This is a genomic window from Salegentibacter chungangensis (assembly GCF_042678405.1).
GTDB lineage: Bacteria > Bacteroidota > Bacteroidia > Flavobacteriales > Flavobacteriaceae > Salegentibacter_A > Salegentibacter_A chungangensis.
In genome coordinates, this window is the sequence record NZ_JBHTLI010000002.1 from 138146 (window position 1) to 153495 (window position 15350).

The 15350-nt window shown below is 34.2% G+C and carries 14 protein-coding genes; all 14 read right to left on the reverse strand.

The window, feature by feature from the left end; translation table 11 throughout:
* Positions 1 to 10 precede the first annotated feature (10 nt).
* From ACFQ3Q_RS11305 to ACFQ3Q_RS11370, 14 genes are read right to left on the reverse strand one after another with little or no spacing between them, the layout of a single operon-like run.
* A complete protein-coding gene (locus tag ACFQ3Q_RS11305; protein WP_380745892.1) occupies positions 11 to 1162 on the reverse strand; it encodes a hypothetical protein in 1152 nt (383 codons plus the stop codon).
* 27 nt (positions 1163 to 1189) lie between these two features.
* On the reverse strand, positions 1190 to 2266 hold the full coding sequence (locus ACFQ3Q_RS11310) for an acyltransferase family protein (protein WP_380745894.1): 1077 nt from the start codon (positions 2264 to 2266) through the stop codon (positions 1190 to 1192).
* Positions 2267 to 2277: 11 nt separating this feature from the next.
* Entirely contained in the window at positions 2278 to 3024 is a 747-nt protein-coding gene (locus ACFQ3Q_RS11315) for an SDR family oxidoreductase (RefSeq protein WP_380745896.1), read from the reverse strand.
* A complete protein-coding gene (locus ACFQ3Q_RS11320; protein ID WP_380745898.1) occupies positions 3009 to 3917 on the reverse strand; it encodes a Gfo/Idh/MocA family protein in 909 nt (302 codons plus the stop codon). The genes ACFQ3Q_RS11315 and ACFQ3Q_RS11320 overlap by 16 nt, the downstream gene beginning before the upstream one ends.
* Positions 3914 to 4645, reverse strand: coding sequence for an acylneuraminate cytidylyltransferase family protein (locus tag ACFQ3Q_RS11325; RefSeq protein WP_380745900.1), 732 nt, complete (start codon positions 4643 to 4645; stop codon positions 3914 to 3916). Before ACFQ3Q_RS11325 ends, ACFQ3Q_RS11320 begins: the two co-directional genes overlap by 4 nt.
* A gap of 6 nt (positions 4646 to 4651) precedes the next feature.
* Positions 4652 to 5692: a nucleotidyltransferase family protein gene (locus tag ACFQ3Q_RS11330; RefSeq protein WP_380745902.1), complete on the reverse strand. Its 1041-nt coding sequence runs from the start codon at positions 5690 to 5692 to the stop codon at positions 4652 to 4654.
* A gap of 3 nt (positions 5693 to 5695) precedes the next feature.
* Complete coding sequence (neuC, locus tag ACFQ3Q_RS11335; RefSeq protein ID WP_380745904.1) at positions 5696 to 6853, reverse strand: UDP-N-acetylglucosamine 2-epimerase; 1158 nt, start codon at positions 6851 to 6853, stop codon at positions 5696 to 5698.
* Position 6854: 1 nt separating this feature from the next.
* A complete protein-coding gene (gene neuB / locus ACFQ3Q_RS11340; RefSeq protein WP_380745906.1) occupies positions 6855 to 7868 on the reverse strand; it encodes an N-acetylneuraminate synthase in 1014 nt (337 codons plus the stop codon).
* Complete coding sequence (locus tag ACFQ3Q_RS11345) at positions 7865 to 8488, reverse strand: acetyltransferase (RefSeq protein WP_380745907.1); 624 nt, start codon at positions 8486 to 8488, stop codon at positions 7865 to 7867. The genes neuB and ACFQ3Q_RS11345 overlap by 4 nt, the downstream gene beginning before the upstream one ends.
* Positions 8478 to 9620 carry a LegC family aminotransferase gene (locus ACFQ3Q_RS11350; protein ID WP_380745909.1) on the reverse strand — a complete coding sequence of 381 codons (1143 nt, stop codon included), beginning with the start codon at positions 9618 to 9620 and terminating at the stop codon, positions 8478 to 8480. The genes ACFQ3Q_RS11345 and ACFQ3Q_RS11350 overlap by 11 nt, the downstream gene beginning before the upstream one ends.
* Positions 9620 to 10804, reverse strand: a complete 1185-nt coding sequence (locus ACFQ3Q_RS11355; protein WP_380745910.1) for a UDP-N-acetylglucosamine 4,6-dehydratase — start codon at positions 10802 to 10804, stop codon at positions 9620 to 9622. The genes ACFQ3Q_RS11350 and ACFQ3Q_RS11355 overlap by 1 nt, the downstream gene beginning before the upstream one ends.
* A gap of 9 nt (positions 10805 to 10813) precedes the next feature.
* Positions 10814 to 12607, reverse strand: a complete 1794-nt coding sequence (locus tag ACFQ3Q_RS11360) for an ABC transporter ATP-binding protein (RefSeq protein WP_380745912.1) — start codon at positions 12605 to 12607, stop codon at positions 10814 to 10816.
* A gap of 25 nt (positions 12608 to 12632) precedes the next feature.
* Complete coding sequence (locus ACFQ3Q_RS11365) at positions 12633 to 14027, reverse strand: nucleotide sugar dehydrogenase (RefSeq protein ID WP_380745914.1); 1395 nt, start codon at positions 14025 to 14027, stop codon at positions 12633 to 12635.
* A gap of 31 nt (positions 14028 to 14058) precedes the next feature.
* Positions 14059 to 15342 carry a nucleotide sugar dehydrogenase gene (locus ACFQ3Q_RS11370; RefSeq protein ID WP_380745916.1) on the reverse strand — a complete coding sequence of 428 codons (1284 nt, stop codon included), beginning with the start codon at positions 15340 to 15342 and terminating at the stop codon, positions 14059 to 14061.
* Positions 15343 to 15350: the final 8 nt, after the last annotated feature.

Below are 15350 nucleotides of genomic sequence, written 5' to 3' on the forward strand. Positions count from 1 at the left end.
ATTCTAGGGTTTACCGACTAACAGAAATATCATTATGGATTTTCTTGATTGCATAATGATACGAGTTTTCGTTAACCATACTATCTTTTAAAAACTTTTTAATGTAGTTGTCATATGATTTATTATCAACGGAAAGGTCAGTGAGTGCTCCAGCCTCTCTTGAATCCATATCTATAACCGGCAAATTCAAAATATCTACGAAAGAAGCCATTGCAAGAGAGATTCTTTCAATGTCTTCAAATTTCCGGTCATTTAGTATTACTATAGGTTTTTTATAAAATGCCGCAAATCCTATTGAAGTACTAAAATGAGCAAATACAACACTTGAACTTTTTATTAATTCGTTAGTTCTGCCCCTTACCCTAGTATACCCTTTAAATTTGTCCGTTAGCTTTTCAGAATAGATTTCACTTTCAGGATGTTCCGCTATTATAATTTCTTCTAAATCCAATACATCCTTAAGTTTATTCAATGAGTTACGCAATTTTTCGTAATAGTGATCAAAATACTCGTCTGGCAACTGATTCTGGTAAGCTATTGGGAGTAACTGGTCAAGAAAAACACCTATTCTTTGCTTAGATTCATCAAAGGATCCTACCTTTAATATTTTATTTACGTCATCTGCATGGGCAATAATTATATTTTGCTTTTTTAAAGTCAAAGCAATTTTAAGGGGTAAGTCATAGTTAGTGCTGCATAAAAAGTAATCCGGAATAAGATAATTTCTTTTAAGTTTATAAATTTTTTGAAATAAAGAATAAAAATTACCATCTCTTCTGAAAGCAGCTCTTAAAACTCGTTTAAAAACATTTAATTTTTTATGCTGGACAGGGATAGTTTTTGTACGAAATCCTAAAACCTTATCCTGATCTCTAACCAATAATTTTAAACTTTCAAAAGCCTTGGTTAAATATTCATCATTACAAACATAAATTACAGGGGCAGAACCAAGATTCCCAACAAAGTCAATAATATCTTCTTTGGTATTACATTGTGTAATTAGATTATTCATGAATTCGTTATCACACGTAGCTTGACCACCATGCAATTTTGTTAGATCCAAAAGAGTAACATCATAACCCTTTTCAACCAGTTTATCCAATTCAAAAATTTCAAGGTGAGAGTTTCTCAATATTTTTGCAAAACAAAAAATCAATTTCATGCTAAATATTATTTCAATAAATTCATATTACCTAAAAGCCAGTATAGATCGATAACTTTTATTTTTTAGTAAAACCTTTATTTTTCTTGTCCATTTTAGTTCAGTATAATATGCCATCATAAAACTTAACAAATTAGATAGCACAACCGCGCCAAAAAATAGAACATATGAATTAACCGTCTGATTAAAAGTATTGAAAAGAAAAATTAGAATGCTATAATGGATTAAATACAAGGTAAAAGAATAATCCGCATTTAATTTAATTATTTGTCCTGCCAGTTTAGTGAAATTTCTATTTTGAAAAGCGTATATTGATATTCCGAAAATCCCTGTGATGCAAAGAGCAAAAATTGGATCGTATTCTTCTTTAACAACATAAAGCCTGAGAAGCGCAACTATTACTAAAAAAGCCGCTATAGAAATTATGTTCTTTTTAGAATGTTTAGATATGTTCCAAGACTTAAGAGAAAAGTAAACAGCAGCCCCAAATATCCAGTACAAAGTCAAACCATTTCCTCGACCTCCTATAAAATTAAATAAAGGTACAATAGAACATTTTATCAATATCAGCCACAAAAAAGCATTATTATTCTTGGAGGCCAGAAAAATATATCCAAAAAACATATAAATCCACCACTCTATAGCCAATGTCCAAAATGGCCTGGCTGATCCAAAACTGGTCACATTAAAACCTTCAAATATTTCGAAAACAGGAAAATCCTGAAGCATCAAAAGGTTACCAAATAAGGTGGTAATATCAAATGCACTTGTATATGCATACAAGTCAGGGTTTAAATAATTATTTAAAGAGTCACAAAGTAAAACAAATATTATTGCTGGAACAAATGCAGTATATATTCTTGAAAATCTGTCAATAAAATAATCTCTAAAACTATAATTATCTTTTCGGAATGTAGAATATGTTATTAAGAACCCCGAAAGCAAGAAAAAAATTAAAACTGCAATATTTTGAATTTTTGGGTAATGAAAATATTCGAATACATCAAATATAATCATCGCGTGACCAACTAAAACAGCCTGAGAACTTACCCCGCGAATTAAGTCTAATAAAATCGAGCTCCCTGGGGATAATTTAAATGCCATAAATCTTTTTGTTAAATGGCTGTCCAGCCACCGTCAACCATCAAATTATGACCTGTTATAAAACTTGCTTCATCAGAAAGAAGAAATGCAATTGGACCAGCCATTTCTTCCGGTTTGCCCAATCTTCTTAATAAGGACTTTTCACTGTATTTTTTTATGAAAGAAGGATGCTGTTTAGATTCATCTAAAACTCCTCCTGGAGAAACACAATTCACCCTCACAGTATAAGGGCCATAATAAGAAGCTAAATATCTCGTTAAGTTCACAATACCTCCTTTAACTGCAGCATATGCTGCAGGTGAAGTCCCTCCAAAATCTTCATACAATGAAAAATCATTTCCAACTACTCCATAAATTGACCCTATATTAACTATTGAGCCCGATTTTTGCTCTTTCATTATCTTAAGGGTTTGCTGACATAGATAAAATGTACTATTCAGTTGCATATCTACATTTTCTCTCCAGGAATCCAAAGAAACATTTTCAAAGTGCTCCCCCCAATCTGAAGTTCTGGGGTAGGCTAGGTTCACAAGTCCATCAATTCTTCCATAATTCGATACCATATGTGATATTAATTTATCAATACCATCTTCTTTTGTGATATCGCAACTAAAAAAATTATTTAAAGACAAGTCATCATTAATATCTACTGGGATTATAATAGCATTTTTAGAAACCAATTTCTTTACTACCTCTTTACCAATTAAACCATTAGAGCCCGTTACAATAATGATTTTATCATTTAATTCTTTAGACATAATTCTAATATTTTATAAGCAGTTAGAGAATTGTTTGTACTTGACTCTCCTTTAATTAAAATTTCATCAGTAAAATATTTCATTTGATCAAAATAGGTTTCGCCAATATCATAATCTGAGGCAAAAATCACCTCCCCATTCTTAGTTATTCTGTTAGCCAGCAGATCTACAAGGTAAGTTCCTTCTTGAGCCACAATTTCAAAAGTTCTTTTTGGATCTCTTCTGTAGTAGTTTAATATGATATTTGCACAAAACCCGTCATATTCCCATATGTAATTAGCATAATCAATTGCATCAATTGACAAGGATGAATTACTTTTAAACACAGCCCTTGAATTAACAGGTTCCCCTGCTATCCAATATAAATAATCTAACTCGTGTATAAGGTCTTTGTTTACTCCACCTCCCTGTTTTCTATTCGCACTATAAACTTTTCTATAATCTGTACCCGGCCTCCAATCCGGTAAATAAGATCCGCAATAAATGTTTATCTCATTTACTATTAAACTTGAGAAAAGTTCTTTCATCTTCTGGAGAGATTTTAAAAACCTCAAGTTACAGCCTATATAGCTGGGAATATCAGATTCCTCAATCTCCTGTACTATTTTTTGATATTCAGCACCAGTATCAGAAAAAAGAGGTTTTTCAATAAACAATGGCTTTTTATATTTCAACAAAGATTTAATTGTTCCTAAATGTTTAGAAGTAGGATTGGAAATCAAAAAGAAGTCATATTTATCAAAACCCTTTTCTTCATAAACATTTTTTACTCCATTGTAATTTTGGGAGTCATGAGACGAGCGGTAGGCATGGATATCAAAGTTTCCAATTTCATTTAATGCTGAAATATGTTTTTTTGCAATTGAGCCTAACCCAATGATTAATACTTTCATACCACAAATTCAAAGTCAAGATGGTTATTCTGAATCAAGAATTCCATAAAATAAAAATCTAAAGGATGGTCTAAGTCAAAACAAACATGAGACATCTTATAAATCAATGACTTATCCGTAATGGCTGTTGAATAGCCCTCCTTAAAAAAGTTTGAGCGATAAATATAAAATGAAGCATTCATATCGTAAACTTCAGGTGCAGATTGGCGTGTGAGAAACTCTCCTTTTTTAGATAATTCTACAAACTCACTATTTTTTTTTGCTTCGACCATATTGAAGTAAGGATTCCGGTTTGCAGGGCTCACGGAAAAAATATTCAAAGCATCCATATTACCTTTAAGTTTACTTTTTGCCTTTTCTAAATCCTCTACAGTTCTTAAAGGAGAAGTGACATCCAGGTCGATTATAAAATCATATTCTTTTTTTGTGAATTTTTCTGCAAAATTTAAAACATCTTTAATTGCATCTATTTTACCCGAAGAATCTGTGGCTAAATAATCAGGCCTTTTATAATTGGTATAGACCTTTTTGGAAATAGCGTTAACCTTATCTTCAATTTCCGAAGAATCGGTCGATAAAAAAATATCTGTATCTGGATTTCTTTCTGCGAACAACTCTGCTACTCTAATTGTATAATATATAAGAGGCTTCTTATTTAATTCTTTAATATTTTTACCAGGTATACCTTTTGAACCTCCACGGGCACAAATAGTAATTAAATTTTTCATAATTCTCTATATATGTTTTACAAATTCCTGGGCTTGTTTATAGTCCACAGGTTTTCCAATATCAATCCAATAGCCAAGTATTGGGTTATGGATAAGTTTACCTCCTTCTTTCACGAGGTTTTCCATCAATTCGGTGATATCATAAAACTCATTTTTAGGGATCTTGTCTATCAGTTTCTTTTTCAAGATATAAATACCCGCATTGGAATGATAAACATATGATGGTTTTTCCTTAAAGTCGATTACTTTATCTTCCTCAGTTTCAAATACGGCATAAGGAACATCTATCTTATATTCCATTGAAGCTACAGCCATATCTGCATCATTATTTACCAAATCAAGAAATAAGTCTTCAAAATCTACATCAGTAAATAAATCACTATTCATTAGAAGTACCTTATCAGTTTTAAATTCATCTACTAAAGATAAAGCTCCGGCAGTTCCAAGAGGTTCATCTTCCCAAATATACTCTATGCTTATTCCTTTACTGCTTCCGTCGCCAAAATATTCCTGAATTTGCTCCCCAAGATATTTAACTGATATATATATTTTTTTGATCCCAAAGGAAATCAATCTGTCAATATTATGCTCTATAATTGGTTTGTCCCCAAGAGGTAACATAGGTTTTGGAACCTTGTCGGTTAAAGGACTTAATCTTTTCCCTCTTCCTCCAGCCATTATCATACATTCTAATGGCAATATAGATTTGGTTCTATCCAGATCTATTATTCTTAGTAATTTCATTTCAGAATCAACAATAGGCAAGATCTTAATATCTTTTTTACGAAATAATTTCAAATCCAGAAAACCATCCTTTTCATATTCAAAAACAAAATTTTTATTACAAATGTCCCCAACAGTTTTCTGCAGATCTCCATCTTTAGCTAACGATCTTCTTATATCCCCATCTGTCAATGAGCCTAATAATTTTTTATTTCCATCTTCAACAAATAAAATTAGCCGACTCACATCTCTTATAGAGTTTAGCTTTATTAAAGCCTCCTTTATCGTTTTCTTTTCGTTAATAAGTATATTCTTTTGATTCATCTCCTAAAAATTAATATCATAAAATGGCTTTTTCAAATCTTCAATCTTGGCTTGCAAAATTACTTCCAGAATTTTATCAGAGGAATTCCCGTCACCATAGATCTGTTCCTGCTTCTGAATAGATTGCCGGAAATTAGGATTAAAAGCCTTTTCTATTGCTTTCGAAATTGCTTTTGAGTCTACTTCACTATGGATTACACTTTCTGAAGCAATCCTTCCCTTTTGCCGGTCTCCGATATCTATAGTAGGAATATTAAAAAAAGGAACTTCTAATATTCCACTAGAAGAATTCCCCAAAACAATATCTACATGTTTTAAAGCAGAAAGGTATTTAAGCTGTCCCATAGATTTAAAAGCAATTGCCTTAGGACTATGGTTAGAAACATACTCCTCTATCATTCTATTTATAACACGGCCTTCCTTATCTGAATTTGCATGTGTAAATATAAAACTAGTGTCTTCTAATTCATCCAAAGCTGTTAAGATACTTTCGAACTGAGAACTTGCTGTTTTGGTTTCCAGTGTTACAGGATGGTATGTAATAAGTATATTCCTTTTGTTTAAATCAAACCCTATTGCACTCTGAAACTCTTTTTTATTTAAAAGCTCTAACTCTTTAACGGAATCTAACCCTAGTGCTCCTACATTATATACTCGGTCTGGTGATTCTCCCAATTGAATTATCCGTTTTTTATACTTATTTGTAGAAGCAAAGTGTAAATAACTCATTTTGGTTATTGCATGCCGTAAACTTTCATCATAGGCTCCTTCAGTGGTTTCTCCCCCATGAATATGAGCAATAGGAATATTTGCTATGGTTGCCCCTGTTGCCGCAGCTAACATCTCAGATCTATCTCCTAAAATAATTATGAGGTCTGGAGAAATTTCTTCAAAGACCTCTGCAAAACTTATAAGGGCTAAACCTATAGATTTTGAAACTCCTACAGCACTGTCTGAAGATAATAAGCATTCTATTTTTTTATCAACTGTAAATCCTGAAGTTTCGATATCCTTTATGGTGTATCCAAACTCAGGTGACAAGTGCATTGCACAGGCTACAATCTGTAATTCTAATTCTGAATGATTTTTTATCTTCTCAAGCAATGGAGTTAATATTCCAAACTCAGCTCTTGTCCCAGTTATAACGGCTATTTTTCTCAAATTAATCTAATTCTATCAATTCGTCTTCCTTAAAGTCTCTATTAGCAGTTCGGCCTAACACACTGTCCCATTTCATAGGACTTATTCCATTTCCCGGGCGTTTTACGGTTAAGTTATTCTCATTAAATTTATCCCCCTTTTTAATCTCCTTCGAGGCAATAATACTCTTCCTTGCTATATCCTTATTCTTCATTTCAGATCTGGAGGGTTCTTTTTTACCACTTCCGGAAATGGCTTTTTCTATATTTCTTATAGACTCAACCATCAACTTTAATTCCTCGGGTTCCAATGACGCTCTATGGTCCGGCCCTGGTAAATTTCTATCCAACGTAAAATGTTTTTCTATCACTTTTGCTCCCAAAGCAACAGCAGCAATTGGAACTTCAATGCCTAAGGTGTGATCTGAATAGCCAATTCTAACACCCAGTTCCTTTCCTATTGTATTCATCGCCTTTAAATTTACATCATCCATAGGAGTTGGATACTCCGTATTACAATGCACAATTATGATGTTTTCCTTTTTCAATCCTTCATTCACAAGTACATTAAAAGCTTCAGTTACCTCCTGCATACTAGCCATTCCTGTTGACATAACTACAGGTTTGTTGAAACTGGCAATCTTTCTTAAATAAGGTAGGTTAGTGATTTCTCCGGAAGGTATTTTAAATAACTCGATGTTCAGTTTATTAAGAAACTCAAGAGTATTTAAATCGAATCCGGTCGAAAGAAACTTGATTCCCTTAGACTTACAATATTCAATTAGAATATTATGAGCATCCTCCGAAAGTTCCAGCTTCTTCAACATTTCATATTGAGAATCGTTATTTTCAGTATTACTATTTTGATATTCTGCTCTTTCCGCACTTTTAGTGACAAGCCCACTGGCTTTAAAAGTTTGAAATTTTACAAAGTCTGCACCTGCACTAGATGCCTTATCAATTAATTCTTTAGCAGTTTCTATATTACCATTATGGTTCACTCCTGCCTCTGCGATAATCAAAACTTTATTTTTCATATTTCTTTACCTGGATTACCTACAATTTTTTTATTATCGGGAATATCATTAAGAACCACAGATCCCGCACCCACAATTACATTCTTCCCTATTTCAACCCCTTGTTTTATTACAGAGTTTGCTCCAATAAAACTATTCTCTCCAACTTGTATCTTACCGGCTAATACCGCTCCGGGAGCAATATGCACATTAGCTGATATTTTACATTCATGTTCAATTATAGCTCCCGTATTAATTATACAATTTTCGCTCACAGACACAAGTGAATTTATAATAGCATTAGCCGATATGAAAGTTCCCCTTCCAATAGTTGCTGTTTTTGAAATACAGACACTAGGGTGAAAAATGCTTATTAACTGCCCTCCTTGCTTACATATCATCGAAGCTAATTTACTTCTCAGTGCATTATCCCCAATACCAATAATGAACTTAAATGGTTCTTTCCAGTATATATCGGACAGATTATTTTCTGTACCTAAATATCTTAATCCAAAAGGATTCTTTTCTTTTTTCTCCAAATCTGTATACCCCTGTAATGGCAGGTCAGATTCGTTAATTGCATCTGCCACAACTAGCCCATGTCCTGAATAACCACATAATATGATTCTATTATTTAACACTGCTAGGTATATTTACAATTCGGTCCTCAAGAAATTCAGCATTTTTTTGATGGTCTCTAAGGCAGTTTTCATACATAGGTAATTTGTACATTAGTTTCCAAATAGGGCGTGTCATTACCTTAGCCTCATTGGTGTATTTCAAAAATGCATCTCTTTCTTTTCTGTCATTTAATTGAACACACATCAACCAATAGTTTGCTTCTGCTTCTTTGGCCTCTGTTCTGAACTGGACATCCGAGTTCTTAAAGAACTCCTGGTAATTCTCAGCCAATTTCCTTTTAGCTTCTATAAACTTATCAAGACTTTCCAATTGTGCACAGGCTAAAGCAGCATTTAAATTAGGCATTCTATAATTATATCCTAATTCGTCATGTACATACTCATAAGTATGAGGTTTTTTTGCTGTGGTTGTAAGGTACTTAGCCTTTTCTCCATAATCAAGATTATTAGAGACAATTGCTCCACCACCCCCACTTGTCACAATTTTATTCCCATTAAAAGAGAAAACTCCTAGTTTTCCAAAACTACCCGTTGGCTTACCTTTATATAGACTCCCTAAGGATTCAGCAGCATCTTCTACAACCGGAATGCACCACTTTTCACATATTTCAGATAATTGGTCAATTCTAACCGGAAAGCCGAATGTATGCATAGGTAAACAGGCACTAATTCTTTTCCCTGTCATTTTATTAAAGCATATACCATCTCTAATAACTCCAAACTCTTCTAAAAAGTCAGCTACTGCAGTTGGTGATAAACCCATTGTATCTCTATCAACATCTAAAAAAACCGGTGAAGCCTGATTATAGGCTATGGCATTAGCAGTTGCTACAAAAGTAAGTGCCTGAGTTAACACCTCGTCTCCAGGTTGAACCCCGACAAGTCTTAAAGAGACTTGTATTCCAGCAGTCCCATTGACTACAGCAACTGCACGTTTAGTGCTTGTTAAACCTTGCATCATTACTTCAAACTTGTCTACATATGCCCCAACAGATGATACAAAAGTTGAATCGATCGTTTCCATAAGATACTTTCTCTCATTCCCCCTAAACCGTGGTTCATGTAAAGGAATGAAACCCTTCGTATCATAGAATTCTCTTACAAACGCTATAGTCTCTTTTGCACTCTCCATTACATTTTAGAATCTAAATATTTGCCAGTTTCCTTATGACCAAAATTGGGAATCATTTTAAAAAACAGATCAACTATTTCTTCCTTCTGCCAAGATTTTTTAGAGCGAAAGTCATTGATTGATTTTTCAAAAAACTCCAATTTATCCTGCTCTATAAATTTATTTTTTATAATTCCTAAATTTTTAAATCTTTCTGTATCCAAGATTTCTTTTTCGGTAAAAAACTCCTCAAAGTCTTTTTCTCCGGTAGTATCACTTTCTGTAAAAAGACATGGCCATTTATTTTCGTCAGGAAGAGTTTTAACCAATTCCCTGGCTTCTTCTTCATTTTCACAAATATATGGTTCGTAACCTCTTTGATTAAGATACTTTACAGCAACGTCTGCAAAAGAAATAAGATGTAATTTTTCGCTCAATTTTGGAAAGAAAATATCGCGATTTTCACCAAATATACAGGACATCAAGCAGAGTTCTCCACTCTCCTGGGGAGTAACAAAATACCTTTTTACATCATTAGGGGCTACTATAGGTTGCTTTTTCAGTATTCTTTGATTGAATCCATGTAATAACGAGCCGTCAGAGAAAGCCACATTCGCAAAACGGGCAGTAGATATTTCTATTTCTTTACTCCTACGCATTAAAAACATTTCCATAATACGTTTGGAAGCTCCCATCATATTAACAGGATTGGCCGCTTTATCTGTAGAAACACAAAAATATTTTTTTGTTCCATTTTTTATACTCTGTTGAATAGTCTTGTCCGTATTAAAAATATTGACATCAATCATTCGCATCAGAGTAAATGGATCCTTTTCACTTCTTACGTGTTTAAGTGCAGAAAGATTTAAAACATAATCATATTTCCCATCAGCCTTTATAAATGCATCATACTCGACGGAGCCGATATCCAATGCAAAAGTTTGAAAATCTCCTTCAATGTAACCGTGAGAGCTACGGATATCCCGAACAAGCTCCACCATGTTGTTTTCACTTATATCAACCACATGAAGTTTTTTGGGGTTTCTTTTAAATATTTCTTTAGTCACGGCTTGTCCTATTGAACCTGCCCCACCTAGTACTAAAAATGCAGATTCAGAAACCTTATTTTTTAAATCTTCTGACCATTGAGTAATATCCGAATCAAATAACGGCTGACTTCTTCCAATTAAACTTAAAATATCCATTTTACTTAATTATAATTCCTGTAATTCTACCAATTTTCTAAAATACCCAGACCCTTTCAAAAGTTCCTGATAATTTCCTTTTTCTTTGATCTGACCCTTGTTCATAATTACAATACTATCTGCATTTTTAATAGTAGATATTCTATGAGCTACCACCACAACTGTATATTTCCCCTTAAGGTCATCAATGCTTTTCTGAATTGCTTTCTCGGTTTCCGAATCTAAAGCAGAAGTAGCCTCATCTAAAATCAAGATATCAATCTCTTTGAATAATTCTCGAGCTATTGATATTCTTTGTCTCTGGCCTCCACTTAAATTTGCTCCGTTATTCTCTAGAACTGTATCCTCCTTTTGAGGAAGGTTTTCAACGAAATCTAATAATGCCGCCTCTTTAATCACCTGCCAAAATCGATCTAATGATTTTTGATCCTTTTTAGACCAGAATGTGACATTATTAAAAATAGTTTCATTAAAAATTACCGGATCCTGAGTAATATATCCTATGTTTTCCTGAAGCTTTTCAATATTTAATAGATTCACATTTGTTCTATTAACTAAATATTCTCCGGAAGTTACCGGTAACAAACCAGCGAGAATATTAACTAAAGTAGTTTTACCACTCCCACTTTCTCCAACAAAAGCAATCGACTTATTTTTTTCTATTTTCAAATTTAGATCTCTTAAGACTCGATTTTCTTCGTAATAGAAATTAATATCTTTAAATTCTAATTCAGATATCTCTCCTTTGATTTCTAATTCTCCCTTTTCTTCCTTATTTCTTCTAAGTTCTTTTCCAAACTCCTGCATATTTTCCAGAGATCCAGAAACTCCTAAAAATTTATTCCAACGAACCTGCATTTGCATTAAGTAATTAAGAGCACGGTAAAAAAACAATAAACTAATAAGAATAGGCCCTAAGTCAGATCCTAAAAAAGAAGTCTGAATTACAATAACAGTTGCTACAACAATAATTAAAATCGGCTCTCTCCCGGCGGTTAATAAAGAGTCAAGTTCACCTATCTTAACATTATTTTCTTTAATCTTCAGAATTGAACTTTTCAGTTTTTCACCATATTTTTTTAAGGTTCCGGTTGCTTTTAAATATTTATAATTTGCAACATTTTGAATCACCAAGCTCTGAAAAACATTGTTTTCACCTGTAAGTTCTCTTGATAAGCCTTTTGTATTTTGATAGAGCTTTTTATAAAGAAAATTAGTTAATCCCCCTCCAATTGTCACTAAAACAGCAAATTGAGAATTCATTGAAAATGCAAATGCCATATAAACCGTAACTAATACGGCATATTCAAAAGCTTTGAAGTAATTAAAATAGGCTCCGGCTACCCTTTCCACTTCTCCCGTCATAGTGTTTTGGATCCTTCCAACATCAGACTTTGCAAAGTATTTATAGGAAAGGTTATTCAAGCCTTTAACATTCTGAACTCTAATTTTCTCAATAAACCATTGCTGAACCTTTACCTTATAGACTCCGGAAATGTATTGCATTACCCCCTTAAAAAGGAAGAAAAACACCATAAAGGAGAGGACCGTCACTAAATCCAAATCGAAACCTATACTTTCAATAAAATTAACTATAAACTGTAACTTTCCTAGGCTGCTCCCATCTACGCCATCTCCACTGCTATTAACCATCTCCAACAAAGGCAAGAACATGGATAATCCGAATCCATCTAATACCCCTATAAGAATACTGAAAAATACTACTACAAAAACTCTGTGTCTTAAATAAGAATAGAAATAGACAAAGCTTTCGAAGTATTTTGAAACAATTCTTTTAATCAATGAGTTAAATTTTATAGTTATTTTTTCAGCTTCCTACTGCATAAAACTCAAACCCGATATCTTCTTTAGTCTTACGATCAAGAAGCCTTCTTCCATCAAAAAGAAATGCAGGTTTCAACATGCTCTCATGTATTTTTTGCCAATCCAGTTTTAGAAACTCATCCCATTCAGTAAGAACAGCCACTGCATGAGAATCTCTCGAAGCTTCATAAGGCGAATTTACAACCGTGACTCTTTTGCGGTTTTCTTCTGAAGACCTTGTATTCAGATAATCCAGATCGGCATAAATTTGTTCTGTTTTCACTTTAGGATCATACACCACGATTTCAGCTTGTTCGTTGAGCAAATAGTCTGCCACATATATAGCAGCTGACTCCCGTGTATCATTTGTATCCTTTTTGAAGGCCCAGCCTAAAAGAGCAATTTTCTTTCCTGAAACTGTATTGAATAAGGTTCTCACCATATTGGCTGCGAATCGGCGCTTCTGATGATCGTTCATTATAATCACCTGTTCCCAATAGTCCGCAACTTCATTTAAACCCATAGATTTGGATATATAAACCAGGTTTAAAATATCTTTTTGAAAACAAGATCCGCCAAAACCTACAGATGATTTGAGGAATTTTGACCCAATTCTGGTATCCATACCCACAGCTTTTGCTACTTCGTTCACATCAGCTCCAGTTTTTTCACAGAGCTCAGACATTGCATTAATACTGGAAACACGCTGGGCTAAAAAAGCATTTGCCGTCAACTTGGATAATTCAGAAGACCAAACGTTTGTAGTCAAAATATGATCTTTTTCTACCCAGTGGGCATATACATCTACTAAAGCATTAACAGCCTCTTTTCCTTCATCACTATCAATATCGCCCCCAATAAGCACTCTATCCGGGTAGAGCAAATCATCTATCGCTGTTCCTTCTGCGAGAAATTCGGGGTTAGAGAGAATCTGAAAATTCACCCCATTACCGGTATGGTCTAAAATGTTTTTAAGCGCCTGAGCTGTTCTCACGGGTAGGGTAGACTTTTCAACTACTATCTTATCATCTTTAGCTACTCTAGCTATCTGGCGTGCACATAATTCTATATATTTCAAATCGGCTGCCATTCCTTTCCCTATACCATAAGTTTTAGTAGGAGTATTAACCGAGATAAAGATCATATCAGCCTGATCTATAGCTGAATCCACATCTGTTGAAAAGAAAAGATTTCTTCCTCTAGCCTCCCGAACTATTTCAGAGAGACCAGGTTCATAAATTGGAATATTCTCAACATCCTTATCGTTCCAGGCGGAGATTCTTTGTTCATTTATATCGACTACCGTAACATTTACTTCGGGACATTTCTGTGCAATAACTGCCATTGTTGGTCCCCCAACATAACCAGCACCTATACAACAAATATTTTTAATCTTCATTAGAGAAATTTTCTAATTGGTTAAGCTAAAATTATAATTTTTTGTCACAACGATCTCCAAGGACTCCTTTTACATCGTAAACAACAGTATTGCCATTTTTAAGAGTATCTAGATCTATTTCTAAAAATTCCTTATGAGCTACGGCCAAAACTAACGCATCAAACTTTTCTTTAGGAAGGCTATTAACTGTTTCCAAACCATACTCATGCAAAACTTCAGAAGGCTTAGCTAGAGGGTCATAAATTGTGACATTTGTGCCATATTCCTTCAAATTCTTGATTACATCAACGACCTTAGTGTTTCTAACATCCGGACAGTTTTCCTTAAAGGTAATTCCTAAAACAAGTATGTTTGAATTCTTAACCTTCTGATCATTTTGAAGCATTAGTTTCACGACTTCCCCTGCTACATATTGCCCCATACTGTCATTCATTCTCCTACCTGCTAGAATAATTTCCGGATGATAACCAATCTCCTGAGCCTTTTGAGCTAAATAATACGGGTCCACACCTATACAATGTCCACCTACTAAACCGGGCTTAAATGGCAGGAAATTCCATTTGGTGCCGGCAGCCTCTAATACGGCCTGAGTATCGATCTTCATCATATTAAAGATCTTCGCCAGTTCATTCACAAAAGCAATATTGATATCCCGCTGCGAGTTTTCTATTACCTTAGCTGCTTCGGCCACCTTTATGCTTGGTGCCAGGTGAGTTCCTGCCGTGATTATATTAGCGTAAAGCTCATTAACTTTCCTCCCTATTTCTGGTGTGGATCCGGCTGTTACCTTTAAAATCTTATCTACCGTATGCTCCTTGTCTCCCGGGTTAATCCGTTCTGGTGAATACCCTACAAAAAAGTCTTCATTAAACTTTAATCCACTAAACTTCTCAAGAACAGGCACACATTCTTCTTCGGTAACACCAGGGTACACTGTAGATTCATAAATAACAATATCTCCTTTTTTCAGAACTTTACCGACAGTCTCACTACTCTTATATAATGGAGTGAGATCAGGACGATTATTCTTATCCACCGGAGTAGGTACGGTAATCACAAAGTGATTGCTGTCTGTAATATCTTCCAAGTCAGCAGAACAAAACAACCCGTTTTCATTGTTATTCTCCTGCTTTAATACCGATTGAAGCACATCATCCTCTACTTCCAACGTGGAATCTGTCCCACCCATCAATTCATTTACCCTGGCCTGATTGATATCAAAACCTACTACGGCATATTTTGTCGCAAATAAACGGGCCAAAGGCAGGCCAACATATCCAAGGCCGATTACGGCTATTTTAGTATCAGTAGACATTCTAATTC

What these genes read in the sequence shown, in the direction of transcription:
- ACFQ3Q_RS11350 (WP_380745909.1), bottom strand. Translation starts at nt 9,620, where the DNA reads ATGGAGAGTGCAAAAGAGACTATAGCGTTTGTAAGAGAATTCTATGAT.
- ACFQ3Q_RS11315 (WP_380745896.1), bottom strand. Translation starts at nt 3,024, where the DNA reads ATGTCTAAAGAATTAAATGATAAAATCATTATTGTAACGGGCTCTAAT.
- ACFQ3Q_RS11310 (WP_380745894.1), bottom strand. Translation starts at nt 2,266, where the DNA reads ATGGCATTTAAATTATCCCCAGGGAGCTCGATTTTATTAGACTTAATT.
- ACFQ3Q_RS11370 (WP_380745916.1), bottom strand. Translation starts at nt 15,342, where the DNA reads ATGTCTACTGATACTAAAATAGCCGTAATCGGCCTTGGATATGTTGGC.
- neuB (WP_380745906.1), bottom strand. Translation starts at nt 7,868, where the DNA reads ATGAAAAATAAAGTTTTGATTATCGCAGAGGCAGGAGTGAACCATAAT.
- ACFQ3Q_RS11355 (WP_380745910.1), bottom strand. Translation starts at nt 10,804, where the DNA reads ATGGATATTTTAAGTTTAATTGGAAGAAGTCAGCCGTTATTTGATTCG.
- ACFQ3Q_RS11325 (WP_380745900.1), bottom strand. Translation starts at nt 4,645, where the DNA reads ATGAAAAATTTAATTACTATTTGTGCCCGTGGAGGTTCAAAAGGTATA.
- ACFQ3Q_RS11365 (WP_380745914.1), bottom strand. Translation starts at nt 14,027, where the DNA reads ATGAAGATTAAAAATATTTGTTGTATAGGTGCTGGTTATGTTGGGGGA.
- ACFQ3Q_RS11320 (WP_380745898.1), bottom strand. Translation starts at nt 3,917, where the DNA reads ATGAAAGTATTAATCATTGGGTTAGGCTCAATTGCAAAAAAACATATT.
- ACFQ3Q_RS11330 (WP_380745902.1), bottom strand. Translation starts at nt 5,692, where the DNA reads ATGAATCAAAAGAATATACTTATTAACGAAAAGAAAACGATAAAGGAG.
- ACFQ3Q_RS11305 (WP_380745892.1), bottom strand. Translation starts at nt 1,162, where the DNA reads ATGAAATTGATTTTTTGTTTTGCAAAAATATTGAGAAACTCTCACCTT.